The organism is Streptococcus cristatus (genome assembly GCF_963529205.1).
GTDB lineage: Bacteria > Bacillota > Bacilli > Lactobacillales > Streptococcaceae > Streptococcus > Streptococcus cristatus_O.
Genome location: NZ_CAURYF010000016.1, coordinates 1 through 20,517, shown reverse-complemented (window position 1 = coordinate 20,517; position 20,517 = coordinate 1). Strand labels below are relative to the sequence as shown.

Here is a 20,517-nt window from a genome sequence, read left to right as displayed (position 1 = left end):
ATCGGTTTCACAAACGAATTTCAGTGCTAAAAGAGGCTTTCTTTTATAATACAGATTGATATTTTGTTGTAAACTGTTTTATAATTTTGAAAATGGTAAATGAAAATAGTAGAAAGAAGCTGATAAGTTGAATTATTTTGTCCTTGCTTTGAACGTTACTATGGAAAAATTTGTCCAATACTGAAATTCCTATTTTAATACTTTGTCTATGAACCTCAGAAAGTGTCTCACATTTTCTGATTTTGCTTTTGAATAAAAATCCTTTGAAACTTGCTTTAAAAATGATAAAATTTCTTAAAGAGCTATTCTACTTATAGGAGAGGCCATGCTAATTTTTCCGCTAATCAATGATACATCGCGAAAGATCATTCATATTGATATGGATGCTTTTTTTGCTTCGGTCGAAGAGCGGGACAATCCTAAGCTTAAGGGGAAGCCAGTGATTATCGGTAGTGATCCGCGTCAGACGGGTGGACGCGGTGTGGTTTCGACCTGTAATTACGAAGCTAGGAAGTTCGGAGTTCATTCAGCTATGAGTTCCAAGGAAGCCTACGAGCGTTGCCCGCAGGGGATTTTTATCTCGGGGAATTACGAAAAATATCAGGCAGTTGGTTTGCAGATTCGAGAAATTTTTAAGCGCTATACGGATAAAATTGAGCCCATGAGTATCGACGAGGCCTATCTGGATGTGACGGAAAATAAGCTAGGGCTTAAATCTGCGGTCAAGATAGCCAAGCTGATCCAGCATGATATCTGGAATGAACTGCAGCTGACGGCTTCTGCAGGCGTTTCTTATAATAAATTTCTGGCCAAGATTGCCAGTGACTATGAGAAGCCTCATGGTCTGACTGTTATTTTACCCGAAGAGGCTGAGGCCTTTCTGGCGCCTATGGATATTGCCAAGTTTCATGGAGTTGGTAAGAAGAGTGTCGAGAAACTGCATAAAATGGGTGTTTATACTGGTGCGGATCTGCTCCAAATACCAGAAATGACCTTGATTGATAAGTTCGGCCGCTTTGGTTTTGATCTCTACCGGAAAGCGCGTGGCATTAGCAATAGCCCGGTCAAGTCCAATCGTATTCGCAAGTCTATCGGTAAGGAGCGAACTTATGCCAAATTGCTCCATGGCGAGGAGGATATAAAAAAAGAACTATCTCGCTTGGCAGCTAAGGTCGCCCTCAGCTTAGAGAAACACCAGAAGGCTGGCAAGACAGTTGTCCTTAAAATCCGCTATGCTGACTTTTCAACCTTAACCAAAAGGAGAACCTTGAAGCAAGAAACGAAGGAAGTCGAAGTGATTGAGCGGGTTAGTCATGAAATCTATGACAGCCTGGAAGAGCAGCCGCGAGGCGTTCGCTTGTTAGGACTGACAGTGACGGGGTTTGGATAAAAAGATAAAGGCTTGGTTCGTTACCGAGCTTTTTTAGATATAATTTTTAGTATGAGAGAGTTGCTTGTGATTAGCTTCGAAGTTGTCTTATGATTTCATTGACTATAAAAAAACCTTTTTTAAAAATACTGGACATGCTTTTCAGTGTCTGTTATACTGAGATTATAAAATAAAAACCGTCTAGTCGGTTTTTTGAAAAGGAGCAAGAATGAAGAAATCTGTGGTAGAAAAAACAAGTGAGCATATCCTCAAGTTGAATCAGGAGCTGAATAGGCAGCGTAAAGGCCAAAAAGAGTTTTTGCGGCAGCAGGCAGAAAAACGTAAAGTGCAGTTGGAAAAGATGACACGAGGTGAGAATGGCATCCGCTATTCTAAGTGGGGAGTCAAAGCTGGCTATGCTGTCCTTGCTGGTGGTCTGCTGACCTCTGTCTTTAGCCCTTGGCGAGGACTAGGTATTATGGCAATAGGAGGTCTGAGTATTGCCTCTAATCTCTGTCATATCAAGCGATTGCAAGATCAGGAAAGGAACAAGTAGTAGATAGAAAGCCTAGGTAAATTGGGCGATCTAGAACAGTTTGGAAATAGAAAACTACGGCCTTTTCTACTAGCTACTGAGGCAGTGAGGATAGTCTGGGCAGTTTGGCAGCTCATTTTTGCCTTTGTCGCCTTTTACCTGATTGCTCTTTACAAAAAAGCCAGTCTATCCCTTACTGCATTTTCTTTCATGGTTTGATAAATATCATTGGCTACTGCTTACTGGCTCTCTATAGTATCTGTCTCTGGTACCAAGTCCATCAAAAGGAGGTAGGACGAGATAGCACCAGAAGTGAAATATAGCTGTGAGTATGTAGTTTTTTTGTATTTCCCAGATTTTTTGATAGAATAGGGCTAGACTAGAAATGAAGGGAACAACAATGGCAGCGAGAGCAGACAAATCTCAGGCAATGATCGAAAAAATTTTAGCAACAGCTTCTCAACTTTTCGTTCAAAAAGGCTATGAAAAAACCAGCATGCAGGATATCGCTCGGACAGCAGGTATTTCAAAAGGAGCTATTTATCATCATTTTCACTCAAAGGAGGAGATTATCCTAAAGGTGATGCAGCATCGGAAGGAACTGATGGTGGAAGAAATCGCTCGGACCTTGCAAGCGACCGAGCAGCTGAGCGGAAAGGAACAGTTACAGGCGCTCGTTAAGGCCAATCTGGAGAGCCAGACCATTCATGCCATGGATTCGGTTATGGATGAGTACGATAAGGACGCGGGTTTTGGTCTGTCCATCTTGCAGGATAATCTGAAAGTCAGCGCCTCTATTATTGCTTCAATTATCAGGAAGGGGATGGCGGATGGCTCCTTTCAGACTCAGTTTCCAGATGAAGGAGCTGAAGTTTTCCTTCTCTTGCTTAATTTTTGGCTAGTGGGTCAATTCTCAGAGAAAAGTTTTGAAAAGCAGGTTGAGCGTCTCCGCTTTATCCGCTTCATGCTGGAATCCATTGGTATTGATATCCTTAGTGACGAGCTGATGGAGCAGACTTTGACATATTTAAAGAGGGGCTGCTAGGTATATTGTTGCTTGCATAAAGTAAAAGAAGCAGTTGAGAATAACTCTCAACTGCTTTTTGCGTTTATGTTTCAAAAATACTGTTAATATCATCTTCTGTTATCCCAATCATAGGATCAATTTTCTGGAAGTTTTCCTCAGTCAGGATATAGTTTTCCACAGATGACTCGTTATTATCCACAGGATTGTGGATAAGTTCTTGAGGGGGTTCTATATCCTCAAACCGTTGGATTAGATAGGTTTTGCGGGCTGTTCCGGTATTTTTTATGGCGTAGTCAAAGGCTGACTTTTCCCCAAGTAGGATCAGTTTGCTCTTGGCTCGGGTAATCGCGGTGTAGACCAGATTGCGCTGGAGCATGCGGTGGCTGCTTCGGGTAATGGGAAGGATGACCACGGGAAACTCGCTACCTTGAGACTTGTGGATGCTCATGGCATAGGCTAGGCGAATTTTGTACCATTCGCTGCGCTGGTAGCTAATTTCATTGCCGTCAAAGTTGATGGTTAATTCGTCCTGCTTGGACTCGGTGTACTTAGCTGGCAGCAGGTCGACGATGTAGCCCAAGTCACCGTTAAAGACATTGCTTTCAGCATCATTGACCAAGTGGATAACCCGGTCTCCTTGTCGATATTGGCAATCGGGTGCTTCAAAGGTCAGCTGGTCTTTTTCCACAGGATTGATGAGATTTTGCATGAGGCTATTAATCTGGTCAATGCCGGCTTGTCCGCGGTACATGGGAGCCAGCACTTGGACATCCTGAGCTGGGATGCCGCTGCGAATAGCTGCGCTGGTAATTCGTTCAATCATGGGCGGGATGTGTTCATTTCGAGCTTCAAAATAAGAACGATCCGCTTTTTTCTCAGTAAAATCTGCTGGCAGCAGTCCCTTTTGGATTTGATTAGCCAGAGTGACAATGGTCGAATCTTGGCTCTGACGGTAAATTTTTTCCAGCTTGGTCTGGGGAATGCTCGGTATTTGCAGTAGGTCAGCTAATACCTGCCCAGGGCTGACAGAGGGCAACTGCTCTGCATCCCCAACCAGGAGCAGTTTGGTATTGGAGGAGATATTACTGAGGAGCTGATTGGCCAGCCAAGTGTCTACCATGGAGAACTCGTCCACGATGATAAAGTCAGCATCCAGATAATCATCCAAATGACTGGTATCATCATCTCCAGTCATACCGAGGTGGCGGTGAATCGTAGCGCTGGGCAGGCCAGTCAGCTCGTTCATACGGCGAGCAGCTCGACCAGTCGGTGCAGCAAGGAGAATGGGCAAATCTGCCTTCTTTTTCAAATCCAAGCCCCGAATCTGGCTATAGACAGCGATGATACCATTAATAACGGTTGTTTTGCCTGTTCCTGGTCCACCCGTCAGGATAAAGACTTTTTGTGTGATAGCGTCGAAAATGGCTTGCTTCTGAATCTGATCATAGTGGATGCCTAAGTCATCTTCAGCTTGGCTGATGGCATTGAGGATTTTCTCTTCTTCAAAGCGATCCTGATGGCCTTTTTCCAAGAGGCGGACCAGATTGCTGCGGATGCCTTCCTCGGCAAAGAATAGGCTGTTTTCAAAAATCTTAGTTTCGACATTCTGGACCTTGTCTTCCTCAATCAGGTGAGCCAATTCATCGGCTACCAGACTGGGATCTAGCTCTACTTGACGCGAACTCTCTAGAAGCTCAATCGTATGTGCCAATAGGTCTCTGGCCTCCAAATAGGTGTCGCCAGTTTCCATGGACTGGGTCAGAAGGGTATGAAGCAAGCCAGCCCGAAAACGCTCAGGGGCATCACTTTCAATTCCCAACTGCTGGGCCAGCTGGTCAGCGATTTTAAAACCAATGCCTTGGATATCTTCAACCAGTTGGTAGGGATAGTGCTCGACGATTTCCAGCGTTTCTTCCTTGTAGGTTTCCTGAATCTGAAAGGCTAATTTATTGGGAATGCCATAGGCAGCCAGCTTAGCTAAGACCAGCTCTGTTCCATAGTTGAGTTGCAGTTTGGCTACAAAGGCTTCTCGGTTCTTGGCAGAAAGGCCAGTGATTTCTTTGAGTTTTTCTGGCTCAGCTAAAATCTTGTCAATGGTTTCGTCCCCATAGAGTTCCACGATTTTTTGAGCTGTCTTGACCCCGATACCCTTAAAGTGGTCACTGGAAAAATATTTAACCAGCCCCTTGCTAGTTGGTTTTGCCCTCTCGTAGCGGGAAATTTTTAGTTGCTGTCCGTACTTTGGATGTTGGACTAGGTTGCCCCAAAATGTATAATCCTCACCTTCGATAACATCGGCCATGGTTCCGGTCACAATAATCTCAAAATCATCAAAATCTTCACAATCCGTGTCTTGGATATCCAAGAGGAGGATTCGAAAGAAATTGCTGGGATTTTCAAAAATGATGCGCTCAATAGTGCCTGAAAAATAAAATTCTGTCATTGTTTCTATATGTGCTCTTTAAAAAGCAAACCCAGCTGAGTAGTCAACTGAGTTTGGATGGGGTATACTCTTAAGTATTAGTAAGTCTTGAAAGGTAGGATTGGCCAGATGCGGAATTTAGCTTCGCCTTGAATCTGACTGGATTTAAAGGCACCTACTTGACGGCTATCCTTGGACACGATTCGATCGTCACCTAAAAGCAGATACTCGTCATCTAGGAGCTTGATGGTAAAGACAGGGCTGCCCTCTTTGTCCACGGTAAAGGCCTGGGCTTGAGAGGCCAGCTTACGGAAGAAAGTTCCGTTGTCCGTGTAATCCTTGCCTACATAGGTAGACTGGAGCTTGTCCTTTTGGAATTTCTTGATGTAATCTGTTAAATAAGGTTCATCAGTCTTCTTACCATTGATATAGAGGGTGTCGTTTTCGTACTGAATGGTATCACCCGGAAGGCCAATCACCCGCTTGACGACTTCTTTCTTTTTGCCATCGTCATCCTTTTCGGAGGCTACAACAATATCGAAACGGTCAATAGACTGGTGTTTCAAAACCATCAAATACTCACCATTGGCTAAGGTTGGATCCATAGAGTGACCGTCTACCTTGACAGGTGCCCAGAGCAGCCAGCGAGTGAGCAAGATGGCAGAGATAATCAGGGTAAAGACTCCCCACTCCTTGAGGAAGGCACGGAAGTCAAAGCGTTTGTTTTTCATAGTCTACCTTTCTAAGAGCTTTTTAGCTTTTTCTGTATTTTTAAAATGAAGTTTAGCGGTATGCTGGAGGCCAGCCATTCCATAGGCTTGGAGGATTTGGCTAGCAACCTGGTCACTCTTGCTTCCAGCTCCACTCGGAAGGGTGTAGCCAAGCTCTTGACTCAGATTTTCCAGATTTTCCAGGAAGAGGTCGCGAGCGATAATGGAGCTAACGGCGACAGCTAGAAACTTTCCTTCCGCTTTCTCAATGAGGCTAACGGGATTTGGAAAATGATTCTTTTCATTTTTCAGGTATTTGTCATAATTCTGCTGACTGGTAAAGGCATCAATGACGATTTTTTCTGGTGTCAAACCTTTTTGCAGCAGTAGATAAATAGCCTGATTGTGAAGAGCTACCTTGACAGACACAGCATTGTAACCAGAGGCAATCACTTCGTTATATTTTTCTGGAGACAGGAGCAGAGCCTGATGTTGGATTTCTTTTTTCAGAATTGGTGCCAGCTGCCGAATCTTAAGGTCGGTCAAGGTCTTTGAGTCGCCCACGCCTAACTTGCGCAAGAAAGCGTGCTGTTCTGGACTGACAAAGGAAGCAACAACTGCTAAACCACCAAAGTAAGAGCCATTTCCGACCTCATCCGTACCTATAAGGGAAATGTTCTGATCGGTCTTGCTTGTTTCCTCGGCTTGATGGCCGAAAAAAGCAGCATAGTGACCAGCTTTTTCTCCTTGGAAAAGAACCTTGCCAGAAGTATAGATACTGACAGTTGCCTGGTTCAATTTCAGTAGATATTGGATATACTGATTTTTACTAGGCACAAGCTTGTCTTGATATTTCTGGACAAAAGCCTGAATTTCTCCTTGTTTAGGACTCAAAGTAATACTTTCCATAGCCCCTATTGTACCACAAAATGAAACTAGGGAAAATGGGAAAAACAGGATATTTAAAAGATTATGAAAAAATTACACATTTTTCTTCCAAACATGACATAAATGTCATGTTGAACCCGATAGGGTTGTTGTATAATATAAGTGTTGAAGCGATGTTTGAATAAAACTGACCACAAACAATATATTAACAAGGTTAAGGAAGCCTTGTAAAAAAAGGAGAACACATATGGAAAACTTTGCTATGATGGACAACCAATTCGCTGCGTTGACTGAAGAAGAAATGATGATGATCGACGGTGGATGGGCTTTCTACGGTATCCCTGTTGATATTTTCACAGTATCATTGGCTATTTTGGGTGGCTCATTGGTTTCAGGTTTCTTAGTAGGACTTTTCAGCTAATTTAATATTTTAAATAGAAGAAGGTGAATTTTATGAACAAAGATTTTAAATCATTAGATCAAAAATTTATGCCTCTTACTGAAGCTGAATTGGTTGAAGTAGAAGGTGGATGGGTCGGTGGTGACCTTGTACGTGCCGTGTTTGATATCGGTCGTGAAGTTGGTCGCACTGTACGTGGACTTGCTATTCGTGCATATGGTCGCATCAGAGGTAGATTTGGTTCAAGATCTGGTGGTTCTAGCAATGGTGGCGGTGCTAACAACGGTGGTGCTGCAAGCCCAGACGTTTTTAACTAATATTTTTTGTTTCGATATAAAGCCTCTTGTTCGTCTTGATTTGGACAAGAGGCTTTTTAGTGTAAAAGTTACTTTAGGTCTGTTTTTTAAGTAATTTTGTGCTTGTATAGAGTAAAACGACTGATACCATTGGAAAAATACGCCACATTAGTGTATGATATAGATACCTACTTTTTTGCTTACTATGAAAATTTTCCCTCCTTAATTTTGTGTTTGTTTTTTGTTGGAGAGAACTGATAAGCATCGAGTTGGCAAGTAACTACTGTTGAAAAAGTAAGTTCACTATTAGGAGTTTTTATGCGAGGGTCGTTCTCCATAAAAGCAAATTTACACTTTTGTGAATAAAGGAGTTTGTATGAGATTTACAAAGCGTCATTATAGGGCTCAAGTTGACGCGAGAGATTGTGGTGTAGCAGCGCTAGCCATGATATATGGTTATTATGGTTCCTATTATTCTTTGGCCAGTTTGCGTGAAATGGCCAAGACAACTTTAAGAGGAACAACTGCTTTTGGGCTCGTGAAGGTTTCCGAAGAGTTAGGTTTTGAAACACGAGCCTTTAAAGCGGATATGTCTTTATTTGACATGAAGGGGATCGTTTATCCTTTTATCGCCCATGTTATCAAAGACAAGAAATTGCTTCACTATTATGTTGTGACTGGGCACGATAAACATTCGGTTTATATTGCGGATCCGGATCCGGCTGTTAAAATGACCAAGCTTTCTAAGGAACAGTTTGCGCAAGAGTGGACAGGTGTCTCTATTTTCATCGCCCCAGCGCCAGAATATAGACCACACAAGGAAAAGAAAAATGGCCTCTGGTCTTTTGTTCCGATTTTAATGAAACAAAAGGGACTGATTGCCAATATCGTTATTGCAACGATGCTGGTGACGATTATCAATATCGTGGGTTCTTACTACATGCAGGGGATTATTGATACTTACGTACCGAATCAGATGAGGAATACCTTAGGAATTATTTCTCTCGGTCTAATAGTCGTCTACATTTTGCAACAGGTCCTAACTTATGCTCAGAGCTATCTGCTTCTCATTTTAGGCCAACGCCTTTCGATTGATGTGATTTTGTCCTATATTAAGCATGTCTTTCATCTACCCATGTCTTTTTTTGCGACGAGAAGGACAGGGGAAATCGTATCGCGCTTCAACGATGCCAATAGTATCATTGATGCCTTAGCTAGTACTATTCTGTCCATCTTTTTGGATGTGTCTATCGTTGTCGTCATGGCAATTGTTTTGTTCTCACAAAACTTCTATTTGTTCTTTATCAGTTTGCTTTCGCTGCCTATCTATATCGTCGTGATTTTCGCTTTCATGAAGCCATTTGAAAAAATGAATCGCGACACGATGGAATCCAATGCCATTCTGTCTTCTTCTATTATCGAAGATATCAATGGTATTGAGACGATCAAATCCTTGACAAGTGAAGATTTCCGCTATCAAAAGATTGATAGAGAATTTGTTGACTATCTGAAGAAATCATTTGCCTATAGTCGGATGGAAAATATCCAAATCGGCTTGAAGAAGACGGCTCAGCTCTTGCTGAATGTTGCAATCCTTTGGATGGGAGCCCTTTTGGTAATGGACAATAAAATGACCTTGGGGCAGTTGATTACTTATAATACTTTGCTGGTTTATTTCACAAATCCGCTGGAAAATATTATCAATTTACAGACCAAGCTTCAGACTGCCCAAGTTGCCAATAATCGCTTGAACGAGGTTTATCTGGTTGACTCTGAATTTATGGATAAAAAAGCGATCCGTGATTTGAGCATGACCAAGGGCGACATTGAGTTGCGAAATGTCAGCTACAAGTATGGCTATGGACGAAATGTTCTGTCGGATATTAATTTGACCATTGAAAGAGGCAGCAAGGTGGCATTTGTGGGAATTTCTGGTTCTGGAAAGACGACTCTTGCCAAGATGATCGTGAACTTTTACGATCCAAACGAGGGAGAAATTCTGGTTAATAATATCAACCTCAATCAGATTGACAAGCATGTCTTGCGCCGTCATATCAATTACTTGCCGCAACAGCCTTATGTCTTTAATGGTACCATTTTGGAGAATGTTCTCCTAGGTGCAAAACCCGGAACGACTCAGAAAGAAATCATTCGAGCGCTGGAAATTGCGGAAATTCGTGAAGATATTGAACGGATGCCTTTGAATTACCAAACAGAATTGACATCGGATGGTTCAGGAATTTCAGGTGGTCAGCGTCAGCGCTTGGCCTTGGCTCGGGCTCTTTTGACCGATGCTCCTGTTTTGATCCTTGATGAGGCGACCAGCAATCTGGATATCTTGACAGAGAAAAAGATCATTGACAACCTTTTGGAGTTGGACAAGACCATCATTTTCATTGCCCATCGATTGACCATTGCGGAGCGATCTGAAAAAGTGGTTGTTCTGGACAAGGGTGAAATCGTGGAGCAAGGGACGCATGAAGAGTTGGTTGCTCAGGATGGTTTCTATGCTCATCTGGTGAATAGTTAGAAAGGAGAAAGAAGATGGAAGAACATTACTTAGAGAGTGCCGAATTTTATAACCGTAGATATTCTAGCTTTTCTGTGCGCGTGATTTTACCGACTTTCTTCTTGTTGATTTTTGTGGTCTTATTCTCTCTCTTTGCTAAAAAAGAAATCACTATTACTTCAGGTGCTTCTATTGAACCTAGCAAGATTCTAGCCAACATCCAATCAACCAGTAACAATGCCATTGTCACTAATAATTTGAAGGAAAATAAGGTTGTAAAAAAAGGGGATCTTTTAGTTCAGTATAAGTCTGATAGTGAAAATACTCAAAAAGAAACTTTCTCCTCTCAAGTAGAAAGCTTGAAGGAGCAAAAACGTCAGTTGGAGCTGCTGCAAGAAAGTCTGAAGACGGGGACTAGCCAGTTTTCAGGAGAGGATCGCTTCGGCTATGAGCAAGCATTTAATGATTACAAGAATCAAGCTGCGAGTATCCGTAGTAATACCGAGCAGCAAAATTCGACCATTGCTTCTCAAAATTCAGCAGCTAGTAATTCACAGGCAGAGCTGGGGAATCTGATCAATGAAACAAATGCTAAATTAGCAGATTACCAGACCCTTAGAAATGCTATCCAAAATGGAACAAGTGTTCCTTCGACTAATGCCGGCTATAGCATCTATCAGGCTTATGAGGCACAAGCTGCTGCAGATAGTCAAGGTCAGCTAAAGAGTCAGGTTCTTTCGCAAATTGATAGTCAGATTTCTCAGTTTGAATCAGCTCTTGCGGGTTATCGGGTACAGTATGCGGGTTCTGGTGCTCAGCAAGCCTATTCTGGTAGCCTGGATAGTCAGCTTGAGTCTTTGAAAGCTCAGCAGTTGACTAAAGTTGGTCAAGAATTGACGGCTCTGAATCAAAAGATTTTAGAAGTTGAAAACAATCTCAAGGTTCAAGGTGGTATCACTCAAAAGGGTATGATCACAGCAACTGAAGATGGTATTCTCCACCTAAATCCTGAAACAGCAGGAGCGAATCTGGTTCCCGAAGGGAAGTTGCTCGCTCAATTGTATCCTGTTTTGACCAAGGAAAAAAAGGTCGTCATCACAACCTATGTGACCTCGAAAGATGTAGCTAGTCTGAAAAAAGGTGAGACTCTGCGTTTCACTGCAATGGATGGAAATAATAAAGAATTTGTTCTCAAATCTAAAATTTCAAACATTGACAACAATGCGACGAAAACGGAAAAAGGCAACTTCTTTAAGGTGGAAGCTGAAATAAGCTTAACGGATGCCCAAGCAAAGAAGATGCGTTATGGTATTGAAGGTCGTGCGGTAGTCATTACAGGAAGCAAAACCTACTTTGACTATTACTTGGATCAATTCTTGAGAAGAGACTAAAGGAAGAATAGTCGATAAGTTTTGATTGAAGTTTTTATCTCGCAAATATGAAAAAACCATGGTTGTGCCATGGTTTTTGTTGTTATGAGAAAGTTTTCTATTGCCAGATATCCTGTATTTGTGAAATTTGAGCTTGGGCTTGTTTTTCGAAAATCTTGTATTTATAAGTCAAGTCCTGAGCCATTTCCTTGATATTGTCTCGCTGTTCTTGGATAATGGCGAGATTGTGCTGGATGTTAGCTAAATTATCCTGAATTTTATCTAGGATATCAGATGTTTCGACGACTTCTTGGCTGATTTCCTTCCGATTTTTGACCAATCGGTAGCTGGTCCAGGCGGCACCTGTGAACAGCATAAGATTTGAAAATTTCATAGTCCCTCCTTAGGCTTGAGTAATCTTTTCAGCCAATTGAGCTAAGGCTGGAAAATCTGGTTCGTGGGTTTCAAAGCTGATTTGTAGACCGTCTGTCTCTTCATAGCGAGGAGCTAGGTGGACATGGGTGTGAAAGACCGTCTGTCCAGCAATTTCTTCGTTGTTGTTAAGGATGTTCATGCCCTTGGCGCCTGTTGCTTTCATGACCTTGCGGGCGATGTCTGGGACACGAGCGAAGAGCTGACTAGCACTGTCTGCATCCATTTCCAAAAGATTTCTGAAATGCTGCTTGGGAACGACCAAAGTATGGCCTGGAGTGACCTGAGAAATGTCTAGAAAGGCAACTACCTGGTCATCTTCATAAACTTTAGAAGACGGGATTTCCCCTGCGATAATCTTACAAAAAATACAATCAGCCATAAATGATACCTCTATTCGCTAGATTTTGTTATAATATAAGAACTATTATACCAGATTTGGAGAAAATATGTTAGAAATCAAAGAGCTTACGGGTGGTTATGTAAATATCCCGGTTTTAAAGGATGTCAGCTTTGAAGTGGGCAATGGCCAGTTGGTTGGTTTGATTGGTCTCAATGGTGCTGGTAAATCCACGACTATCAATGAGATTATTGGCCTTTTGACGCCTTACAAGGGAGAAATTCGGATTGATGGTTTGCAGCTGCGAGAAAATCCTAGTGCCTACCGTAAGAAGATTGGTTTTATCCCAGAGACACCGAGTCTCTACGAAGAGCTGACCCTGCGTGAGCATATTGAAACGGTGGCCATGGCTTACGATATCGAGCAGGAAGACGCTTTTGAGCGCGTGGAGCGCCTCTTAACTATCTTCCGACTCAAGGATAAGTTGGACTGGTTTCCAGTGCATTTCTCTAAGGGAATGAAGCAGAAGGTCATGATTATCTGTGCTTTCGTGGTGGATCCTAGTCTTTTTATCGTGGATGAGCCTTTTTTGGGGCTGGATCCGGTAGCTATTGCAGATCTTATCCAGCTCTTGGATGAGGAAAAGAAAAAAGGTAAGTCCATCCTTATGAGTACCCACGTTCTGGACTCGGCTGAGAAGATGTGCGATAGCTTTGTGATTTTGCATAAAGGGCAGGTGCGCGCTAAAGGCAATCTGGCTGAGTTGCGAGAACAATTTCAGATGCCGGAAGCTAGTCTCAATGACATCTATCTTGCCTTGACGGAAGAGGCTGCGCTATGAAAGAAGTATTTGCTAAACGCAAGCAGGATTTTCGTCAGCGCTGTCTGAAGTATCTGCGCTATGTTCTCAATGATCACTTTGTCCTGTTCTTATTGATTTTTCTCGGATTTCTGGCGGTTCAGTACAATCAATTGCTGCGGAATTTCCCTAGTCAGTCTTGGCCGATAATAGTAGGATTAGTTTTATTTTCTGTGCTCATTCTTCCTTTTGGACATATCGCAACCTATCTGGAGAAGCCGGATAAGCTCTTCTTGCTAGTGCAGGAGCAGGCGGTTATTGAGTTTGTCAAGGGACAAATCCAGCGCTCTTATATTCTCTTTGGTCTGCTGCAAACCTTGTTGCTGGTCTTGTTAGCGCCGCTGTTTTTGGCTCTAGGTTTGCCAATCTGGGGCTTTGGGCTGTACTGTCTCCTTATGTTATTGCTAAAATGGCTTGTTTTCCAGTTCAAGGGACGTCGCTTTTTCTTGTCTGAACGTCTCGATTGGCAATATGCAATCGCAGCTGAGGAAGGTCGTAAGCAGAAAGTTCTTCGTTTCTTTGCCCTCTTCACAAATGTGAAAGGCATTTCTAATAGTATCAAAAGAAGAGCTTATTTGGACGGGCTGACGAGACTATTGCCTAAGACCCATGCTAAGACTTGGCAAAATATGTTTCTGCGCTCTTATCTTCGCAATGGCGATTTATTCCCTCTGACCTTGCGTCTCCTACTTTTAGCCCTTTTGACAATTGTCTTCGTCAGTCAGCCTTGGATTGCTGCAGGTTTTGTTGTTCTCTTCAACTATCTTTTGCTTTTTCAGTTATTGGCTTTGTATGAAGCTCTTGATTATCAGTATTTAACTAAGCTTTTCCCGCTGGATAGCAAGTCTAAAATCAAGGGCGCAAGACAGGTTATTACAGGGATTGGACATAGTGTTTTGCTTTTTGAAACGCTAGTGGCAGTGCTCTTTTTCCAAGATAAGATAGCAGTGTTAGCAATGTTTGGAGCGACAATCTTTTTGTATCTAGTCTATTTGCCATATAAACTAAAAAGATTGGTTGACTAAAAGAATGAAAATTAGTAAAATAGTGAGGAAACTTTTTAAGGAGGGGAATCATGGTCTTGGTTGATAACGAGCTAGCCCTGACACCAATAGCTGGTAAGAGCGGAAAGGCCTATATGGGAACTTATCCAGACGGGGGGCGAGTTTTCGTCAAGATGAATACGACCCCGATTCTGGCAGGCTTAGCCAGAGAACAAATTGCTCCGCAACTTCTGTGGAGTCGACGCTTGCCAGATGGCAATGTCATGAGCGGGCAAGAATGGCTTTCAGGTGTCATTTTAACACCTAATGATATGTCTAAAAAGCAAGTGATCAATATTTTAACGCGTTTGCATCGGTCGCGGCCTCTGATGACTCAGTTGGCTAAATTGGGTTATATTTTGGAAACGCCGATCGATTTAATCAATAGCTGGCTCAATCAAGCGCCGGTCGTTTTGAGGAACAATCAGTACCTGCAATCTATTATTCGGGATTTGCGGCAAACGGTACCTGCTTTTCGTGAGGACTATGCGACGATTGTCCATGGTGATGTGCGTCATAGCAACTGGTTTCAGACGGACAGTGGCTTGATTTATTTGGTGGATTGGGATTCGGTTCGCTTGACGGACAGAATGTTGGATGTTGCTCATATATTGAGTCACTATATCCCAGATACCAATTGGCAGGAGTGGCTAACCTACTATGGTTATAAGTACAATGACAAGGTTATCAAAAAACTGTATTGGTTTGGTCAATACTCTTATCTGATGCAGATTGCTAAATATTACGAAAACAATGATTTAGAAAATGTGAACCGGGAGATTTACGCTCTACGCAACTTCCGTTCTAAGTATGGAAAGGTAAGATGAGAGTAAGAAATCGTAAGGGAGCAACAGAGTTATTAGAGGCTAACCCCCACTACGTGGTTCTAAATCCAGTTGATGCCAAGGGAAAATGGCGGGAAATTTTTGGTAATGACCACCCTATCCACGTTGAAGTCGGAAGCGGTAAAGGGGCTTTCATTACAGGGATGGCTAAGGCTAATCCAAACATCAATTACATCGGGATTGACATTCAGAAGTCTGTCCTTAGTTACGCCTTGGATAAGGTTTTGGCAGCTGATGTACCTAATATTAAGCTACTTTGGGTGGATGGTTCAGATTTGACCAACTACTTTGCAGATGGAGAAATTGACCGACTTTATCTGAATTTCTCTGATCCATGGCCTAAGAAACGGCATGAAAAACGTCGCTTGACCTATAAGTCTTTCTTGGATACCTTCAAGCAAATTTTGCCAGAAAAAGGTGAAATCCACTTCAAAACGGACAACCGTGGCTTGTTCGAATACAGCCTGGTCAGCTTTTCGCAGTATGGCATGGTTCTCAAAGGTGTTTGGCTGGATCTTCATGCCAGTGACTTTGAAGGCAATGTCTTGACTGAATATGAACAAAAATTCTCTAGCAAGGGCCAGGTTATTTACCGAGTCGAAGCAGAGTTTCAATAAAAATTGAGAGAGTTCTAAGCAGAGATTGTGTCTTAATTGTTAGATTTTGAGTCTAACTTTTGGTACACATTCCTGTGAAGGATTCTTTTTTTATTTTGGTTTGTTTTTTAGTCTTGAAGGATGATTTTTCTTTAAGGATAACGTTTCCAAGATAACAAAGATACAAGATCTCCTTATTCCGATAATAATATATGTCACTTTTGTTACAGAAAAAAATTAGATAGCAAAATCCTTGATATAATAGGAGGAAAACGGTATAATTATAGGTATGGTTTGATGTCCAAACTTTGGCATTATAATCACCAATCATATATTTTGAAACGCTTTGCTGCTCAGGCTTTAAGACGTTGAGCAATAGGTGGTTGGACTATATTTAAAAAAGGAGAGATGTTCATGGATAAAAATGCGAGACGCAGATTAAACCGTGCGAGTGCTGAGAAACGACTTCGATACTCAGTCCGTAAGTTTAATGTGGGCGTGGCTTCTGTAGCAGTCGCAGCTTTCATGTTCTTTGGGGGGAATGTCGTTTCAGCCGATACGTTAGCTAAGACGGATTCTTCAAGCACCTCTACGGAGAAAACGACCTCTGTGCCAGATTCAGGAGAAGATTCGGGAGCGAATGATTCTGACTCCGAGTCGGCCATAGAAAAGAATTCTACCGTAGCAACTGCTGCTGAAAGCAATGCAGTTTCAAGTGCTGCCTCTACAGCATCTTCTACCTCTGCAGAAGATTTATCTAGCAAAGTAGAAGACAAGAATGTTAAATCAGAAGCTACTTCAAAAAGTGAAGCAGTCTTGAAAGAAGCTACTTCACAAGTGTCTAAAGCTTCAGTAGCGACTAGCCAATCAACCGCTGCAATTCAGTCTGAGGCTCGAGTTAGCCCAGCTACTTCAGCTACTGCAGAGTCAACTGCGGTTTCATCTGAAGCAGCTACAGAATCAACTGCTGCTGTAGAACCTGCTAAGGTATCAGTTGAAAAGGCAGCTAGCCAAGCAGCTAGTTTGGCAACAGCTAGCCAAGCAGCAAATGCAGTAGCCAAAAGTGAAGCTAATTCAACATTAGCAGCTGCTCAAAGCGAAGTAAATAAAGGTTACGCTGATTTCCGTAAATCAGGAGAAAGTGGCTTCCGTTCATTTGACCCACAAACAGGGAAGACAACTGTAACAAAAGAAAACTTCCTTGACTACTTCAGATTGAATGGTTCAGCTACCTATAATTCATACGATGGTATCGTGACCCTTACTCCAGATGAAACCTCTAAGACAGGTAACTTCAGTCTGAAGAGTAAGATCAATATGAACCAAAGCTTCAAGCTGACTGGTGGAGTTAACCTTGGTGATAAGACTCAGGAACGCTATGGTGCCGATGGTATTGGTTTTGCCTTCCATACAGGGAATACAACAGACCTAGGTGCCGATGGTGGTAACCTTGGTATTGGTGGTTTGCGTAACGCGAATGGTTTCAAGCTGGATACTTTCTGGAACGTCCACACACCACCGAAAGGGAACCGTTTTGATACTAGCAATACGGACTCATTCCAATATGGTTGGGCGGAAGACCCTCGTCTGGGACAATTTGGTGCCTGGGTAAATACTACTCATAAAAAAGTTCGTGGTGGAGGTATCTTCACTGGTGGTGAGTATGACCGCTGGTGGGCTGAGACAGATGCTGGTAGTGCTCAACGTCTAGACTCAAGTGACTTGGATGGTCGTTTCCACAGATTTGCTATCCAGTATGACGGTGTAACCAAGGAATTAACTGTCTCTTACGAAAGTAATCTTGGGATTAAGCAATGGAAGAAGAAAGTTTCTACTCCAGAACAACTGATGTCCATGGTGGTTACGGCGACGACTGGTAACTACAAGAACTTGCAACAGTTCCAAATCAAACGCTTCGACTTCTATCAAAGTGCCTCTGTTGACGTACGTTATGAAGATGAGCAAGGTCGAGAAATCGCTGAAGGCTCAGTAACTTATCCACAAGGTGCCTTCAAGGCTAAGCCTTATACCACTGAACAGAAGACGATTCCTGGCTATGGTTTCATTGGAATGAAGAGAGGTAGCTTGCCACCTTCAGGAACTCTGGCTGACTGGGGTACCAACGGTACAGTAACCTACGTTTACCGTAGAGGTGCAACTGATACGAAGACAGAAAAGAAGACAGTCTCTCGTACTATTTATTATAAATATAAACCAGGTGTGACAGGACCGACACTTCCGCCAGCTTACACTCAAACAGCTGAGTTCACTCGGACTGTGACAGGTGGTAGACCAGGTCCATGGAGTCCTGCATCTAAGAATTTTGCACCTGTAGATTCTCTAGATGTACCAGGATATACACCAGATATAGCGACAGTTCCAGGGCTTACAGTAAATCCAGGTTCTACTCCAAGTGATGTAACGGTTTACTACGACAAGAATGCTCCAAAGGTAAATACTGAAACTAAGACAGTTACTCGTAATATTTATTACAAATATAGACCAGGTGTGACAGGACCAACACTTCCGCCAACTTACACTCAAACAGCTAAGTTCACTCGGACTGTGACAGATGGAAGACCAGGTCCATGGACTCCTTCATCTAAGAATTTTGCGCCTGTAGATTCTTTAGATGTACCGGGATATACACCAGATACAGCAACAGTTCCAGGAATTACGGTAAATCCAAATTCTACTCCAAGAGATGTAACGGTATACTACGATAAGAATGCTCCAAGAGTAACGACTGAAACTAAGGATGTTACTCGTACAGTCGCTTACGAATATGAAGATGGTGTAACAGCAGGTCGTCCAGCACTTCCACGTGAGGTACAACAAAATGTACGATTCACGCGTCGGGTATCAGAAGATGCAAGAACTGGTAAGAAGACATACGGCAACTGGACTCCAAGCACTCGAACTGTAGATGCGGTTGATACACCAGCGATTCAAGGCTTTACACCGAATAAAACACGTGTAAATTCAGCTACTGTTTCACCAACAGATCCAAGCTGGCGTGAAATCGTTTCCTACCGTAAGAATGATCCAAAAGTAACAACTGAAACTAAGGATGTTACTCGTACAGTCGCTTACGAATATGAAGATGGTGTAACAGCAGGACGCCCAGCGCTTCCACAACCTGTTGAGCAAACAGTTCAATTTACTCGTCAAGTGTCAGAAGATCCAGTAACTGGAGCTAAGACATATGGCAATTGGACACCAGCTCGTCAAAATGTAGCGGCAGTTGATAGTCCAGAAGTAGCAGGCTTTACACCAAATAAACCACGTGTAAATTCAGCATCTGTTGCTCCAACAGATCCAAGCTGGCGTGAAATTGTAAGCTATTCTGCTGCAACTCAAAAGGGAAGCATCGTTTACCGTACAGATGGTAAGAATGGTGTTGAAGCTAAGACTCTCCACACAGATAACGTAACAGGTAATTCAAACACTCCTGTCAACTACACAACAACTGCGAAAATCAATGAATTTAAACAGTTGGGTTATGATCTTGTTAGCGACGGCTTTACTAAAGCTGGCGGTCAAAGATTTGACAGTGATAACAATGTAGATCAGAAGTGGGAAGTTGTCCTTACTCCACGTATTGAGACAAAACAAGAAACGAAAGATGTTACTCGTAACGTTCGTTACCAATACAAGGATGGAGTGACAGCAGGTCGTCCAGCACTTCCTCGTCCAGTTACTCAAACAACAACATTTACTCGCCCAGTTTCTGTAAACAAGGTGACAGGTGTTGAAACTCCTGGACAATGGAACAAGCCAAGTGAAGAACTTCCAAAAGTTGATTCTCCAGCAGTTACTGGCTTCACTCCAGACAAACCAAGTGTTCCAGCTTCAACTGTTACTCCTACATCTCCTAACGAAGATGAAGTAGTAAGCTACAGCCAAGATGATCAACGCGGTATCATCGAGTATGTAACAGATGGACAAAACGGTGTTCCAGCTAAGACTCTTTACACAGACGGTGTTACAGGTAAATCGGGTGAAGATGTTGTTTATTCAACTGCTAGCCGTATCGCTCAACTTCAACAAGCAGGTTACAAACTTGTAAGTGATGGCTTCACTCAACCAAGTGGTCAGAAGTTTGATAACGATAAGACAAAAGACCAAGTTTGGAAAGTTGTCGTTACTCCAGTTATTGAAACAACACAAGAAACGAAAAATGTTACTCGGACTATTCAATATCAATATGGTGATGGTGTAACAGAAGGTCGCCCTACGCTTCCTCCAACAGTTACTCAACCAGTAACGTTTACTCGTCCAGTTTCTGTTAACAAGGTGACAGGTGAGAAAACTCCTGGTGCTTGGGATAAACCAAATGCTAACCTTCCAGAAGTGACATCTCCAGCGATCACAGGCTACAGTCCAGACAAACCAAAAATTCCAGGTGTGACTGTTGACCCTACTTCTGAAAATCCAGTAGAAGTTGTCAAGTATAACTTGGATGAGCAACGTGGTTCTATCAAGTACGTAACAGACGGTAATAATGGTGTTGAAGCTAAGACTCTTTACACAGATTCTGTGGCTGGTAAGTCAGGTGAGACAGTAGCTTACTCAACAGCATCTCGTATCGAACAGTTGAAACAAGCTGGTTACACTCTTGTAAGTGATGGTTTCACTCAACCAAATGGTCAGAAGTTTGATAACGATAAGACAAAAGACCAAACTTGGACAGTTGTTGTGACACCTCGCTTGGATGACAATACTAATCCAGCTGAGTTGAATAGAAAAGTCACTCGTAAGATTAAGTACGAATACGCAGATGGTCAAACAGCAGGTCGTCCAGCTCTGAAAGCTCCAGTAACTCAAGAAGCAGCCTTCACACGTACAGGTGAACGTAACCGTGTAACTGGTAAGG

Annotated in this window: 17 protein-coding genes; 12 read left to right on the top strand and 5 right to left on the bottom strand. The window is 42.6% G+C overall.

Annotated features, from left to right (window positions below; translation table 11 throughout):
• The first annotated feature begins 325 nt into the window (after positions 1-325).
• The 3 genes from dinB (at position 326) to RWS39_RS04880 (ending at position 2,949) form a co-directional block, all read left to right on the top strand.
• Positions 326-1,390 carry a DNA polymerase IV gene (gene dinB, locus RWS39_RS04890; RefSeq protein WP_314481088.1) on the top strand — a complete coding sequence of 355 codons (1,065 nt, stop codon included), beginning with the start codon at positions 326-328 and terminating at the stop codon, positions 1,388-1,390.
• 208 nt (positions 1,391-1,598) lie between these two features.
• Positions 1,599-1,925 carry a hypothetical protein gene (locus RWS39_RS04885; RefSeq protein WP_314481086.1) on the top strand — a complete coding sequence of 109 codons (327 nt, stop codon included), beginning with the start codon at positions 1,599-1,601 and terminating at the stop codon, positions 1,923-1,925.
• A gap of 379 nt (positions 1,926-2,304) precedes the next feature.
• The gene (locus tag RWS39_RS04880; RefSeq protein ID WP_314481132.1) at positions 2,305-2,949 is read left to right on the top strand and encodes a TetR/AcrR family transcriptional regulator; all 645 of its coding nucleotides are present in this window, start codon (positions 2,305-2,307) and stop codon (positions 2,947-2,949) included.
• A gap of 64 nt (positions 2,950-3,013) precedes the next feature.
• Here the strand turns inward: RWS39_RS04880 and recD2 are convergent, their stop codons facing one another.
• The 3 genes from recD2 to rnhC all read right to left on the bottom strand — a co-directional run bounded on the left by recD2 (position 3,014) and on the right by rnhC (position 6,972).
• Positions 3,014-5,374, bottom strand: coding sequence for an SF1B family DNA helicase RecD2 (recD2, locus tag RWS39_RS04875; RefSeq protein ID WP_314481084.1), 2,361 nt, complete (start codon positions 5,372-5,374; stop codon positions 3,014-3,016).
• Positions 5,375-5,451: 77 nt separating this feature from the next.
• Positions 5,452-6,084, bottom strand: coding sequence for a signal peptidase I (gene lepB / locus RWS39_RS04870; RefSeq protein WP_125378937.1), 633 nt, complete (start codon positions 6,082-6,084; stop codon positions 5,452-5,454).
• 3 nt (positions 6,085-6,087) lie between these two features.
• Positions 6,088-6,972, bottom strand: a complete 885-nt coding sequence (gene rnhC / locus RWS39_RS04865; RefSeq protein ID WP_314481082.1) for a ribonuclease HIII — start codon at positions 6,970-6,972, stop codon at positions 6,088-6,090.
• 226 nt (positions 6,973-7,198) lie between these two features.
• Between rnhC and RWS39_RS04860 the strand changes: the two genes are divergently transcribed.
• The 4 genes from RWS39_RS04860 (at position 7,199) to RWS39_RS04845 (ending at position 11,547) form a co-directional block, all read left to right on the top strand.
• Complete coding sequence (locus RWS39_RS04860; RefSeq protein WP_005592399.1) at positions 7,199-7,372, top strand: Blp family class II bacteriocin; 174 nt, start codon at positions 7,199-7,201, stop codon at positions 7,370-7,372.
• Between the two features lie 68 nt (positions 7,373-7,440).
• The gene (locus tag RWS39_RS04855) at positions 7,441-7,668 is read left to right on the top strand and encodes a hypothetical protein (RefSeq protein ID WP_260470288.1); all 228 of its coding nucleotides are present in this window, start codon (positions 7,441-7,443) and stop codon (positions 7,666-7,668) included.
• Between the two features lie 355 nt (positions 7,669-8,023).
• Positions 8,024-10,177, top strand: a complete 2,154-nt coding sequence (gene comA / locus RWS39_RS04850; RefSeq protein WP_005591091.1) for a peptide cleavage/export ABC transporter ComA — start codon at positions 8,024-8,026, stop codon at positions 10,175-10,177.
• Positions 10,178-10,191: 14 nt separating this feature from the next.
• Positions 10,192-11,547: a bacteriocin secretion accessory protein gene (locus RWS39_RS04845; RefSeq protein WP_125383689.1), complete on the top strand. Its 1,356-nt coding sequence runs from the start codon at positions 10,192-10,194 to the stop codon at positions 11,545-11,547.
• 97 nt (positions 11,548-11,644) lie between these two features.
• Here RWS39_RS04845 and RWS39_RS04840 read toward each other — a convergent pair whose 3' ends face one another.
• Both RWS39_RS04840 and RWS39_RS04835 read right to left on the bottom strand, forming a co-directional pair.
• Complete coding sequence (locus tag RWS39_RS04840; RefSeq protein ID WP_125383690.1) at positions 11,645-11,920, bottom strand: hypothetical protein; 276 nt, start codon at positions 11,918-11,920, stop codon at positions 11,645-11,647.
• A gap of 9 nt (positions 11,921-11,929) precedes the next feature.
• Complete coding sequence (locus RWS39_RS04835; protein WP_125383691.1) at positions 11,930-12,340, bottom strand: HIT family protein; 411 nt, start codon at positions 12,338-12,340, stop codon at positions 11,930-11,932.
• A 67-nt stretch (positions 12,341-12,407) separates the two neighbouring features.
• Between RWS39_RS04835 and RWS39_RS04830 the strand changes: the two genes are divergently transcribed.
• From RWS39_RS04830 to RWS39_RS04810, 5 genes are all read left to right on the top strand, one after another.
• A complete protein-coding gene (locus RWS39_RS04830; protein WP_314481077.1) occupies positions 12,408-13,139 on the top strand; it encodes an ABC transporter ATP-binding protein in 732 nt (243 codons plus the stop codon).
• Positions 13,136-14,182 (top strand): ABC transporter permease, encoded by a 1,047-nt coding sequence (locus tag RWS39_RS04825; protein ID WP_314481074.1) that lies wholly within the window; start codon positions 13,136-13,138, stop codon positions 14,180-14,182. Before RWS39_RS04830 ends, RWS39_RS04825 begins: the two co-directional genes overlap by 4 nt.
• A gap of 50 nt (positions 14,183-14,232) precedes the next feature.
• Positions 14,233-15,027 (top strand): cell cycle regulator CcrZ, encoded by a 795-nt coding sequence (gene ccrZ, locus RWS39_RS04820; protein WP_314481069.1) that lies wholly within the window; start codon positions 14,233-14,235, stop codon positions 15,025-15,027.
• The gene (gene trmB / locus RWS39_RS04815) at positions 15,024-15,662 is read left to right on the top strand and encodes a tRNA (guanosine(46)-N7)-methyltransferase TrmB (RefSeq protein WP_288932787.1); all 639 of its coding nucleotides are present in this window, start codon (positions 15,024-15,026) and stop codon (positions 15,660-15,662) included. The genes ccrZ and trmB overlap by 4 nt, the downstream gene beginning before the upstream one ends.
• Before the next feature lie 393 nt (positions 15,663-16,055).
• On the top strand, positions 16,056-20,517 hold a 4,462-nt coding region (locus tag RWS39_RS04810), incomplete at its 3' end, for a mucin-binding protein (protein ID WP_314481067.1).

What these genes read in the sequence shown, in the direction of transcription:
- rnhC (WP_314481082.1), bottom strand. Translation starts at nt 6,972, where the DNA reads ATGGAAAGTATTACTTTGAGTCCTAAACAAGGAGAAATTCAGGCTTTT.
- RWS39_RS04840 (WP_125383690.1), bottom strand. Translation starts at nt 11,920, where the DNA reads ATGAAATTTTCAAATCTTATGCTGTTCACAGGTGCCGCCTGGACCAGC.
- RWS39_RS04825 (WP_314481074.1), top strand. Translation starts at nt 13,136, where the DNA reads ATGAAAGAAGTATTTGCTAAACGCAAGCAGGATTTTCGTCAGCGCTGT.
- RWS39_RS04860 (WP_005592399.1), top strand. Translation starts at nt 7,199, where the DNA reads ATGGAAAACTTTGCTATGATGGACAACCAATTCGCTGCGTTGACTGAA.
- RWS39_RS04880 (WP_314481132.1), top strand. Translation starts at nt 2,305, where the DNA reads ATGGCAGCGAGAGCAGACAAATCTCAGGCAATGATCGAAAAAATTTTA.
- dinB (WP_314481088.1), top strand. Translation starts at nt 326, where the DNA reads ATGCTAATTTTTCCGCTAATCAATGATACATCGCGAAAGATCATTCAT.
- RWS39_RS04845 (WP_125383689.1), top strand. Translation starts at nt 10,192, where the DNA reads ATGGAAGAACATTACTTAGAGAGTGCCGAATTTTATAACCGTAGATAT.
- lepB (WP_125378937.1), bottom strand. Translation starts at nt 6,084, where the DNA reads ATGAAAAACAAACGCTTTGACTTCCGTGCCTTCCTCAAGGAGTGGGGA.
- comA (WP_005591091.1), top strand. Translation starts at nt 8,024, where the DNA reads ATGAGATTTACAAAGCGTCATTATAGGGCTCAAGTTGACGCGAGAGAT.
- ccrZ (WP_314481069.1), top strand. Translation starts at nt 14,233, where the DNA reads ATGGTCTTGGTTGATAACGAGCTAGCCCTGACACCAATAGCTGGTAAG.
- recD2 (WP_314481084.1), bottom strand. Translation starts at nt 5,374, where the DNA reads ATGACAGAATTTTATTTTTCAGGCACTATTGAGCGCATCATTTTTGAA.
- RWS39_RS04835 (WP_125383691.1), bottom strand. Translation starts at nt 12,340, where the DNA reads ATGGCTGATTGTATTTTTTGTAAGATTATCGCAGGGGAAATCCCGTCT.
- trmB (WP_288932787.1), top strand. Translation starts at nt 15,024, where the DNA reads ATGAGAGTAAGAAATCGTAAGGGAGCAACAGAGTTATTAGAGGCTAAC.
- RWS39_RS04830 (WP_314481077.1), top strand. Translation starts at nt 12,408, where the DNA reads ATGTTAGAAATCAAAGAGCTTACGGGTGGTTATGTAAATATCCCGGTT.
- RWS39_RS04885 (WP_314481086.1), top strand. Translation starts at nt 1,599, where the DNA reads ATGAAGAAATCTGTGGTAGAAAAAACAAGTGAGCATATCCTCAAGTTG.
- RWS39_RS04855 (WP_260470288.1), top strand. Translation starts at nt 7,441, where the DNA reads ATGCCTCTTACTGAAGCTGAATTGGTTGAAGTAGAAGGTGGATGGGTC.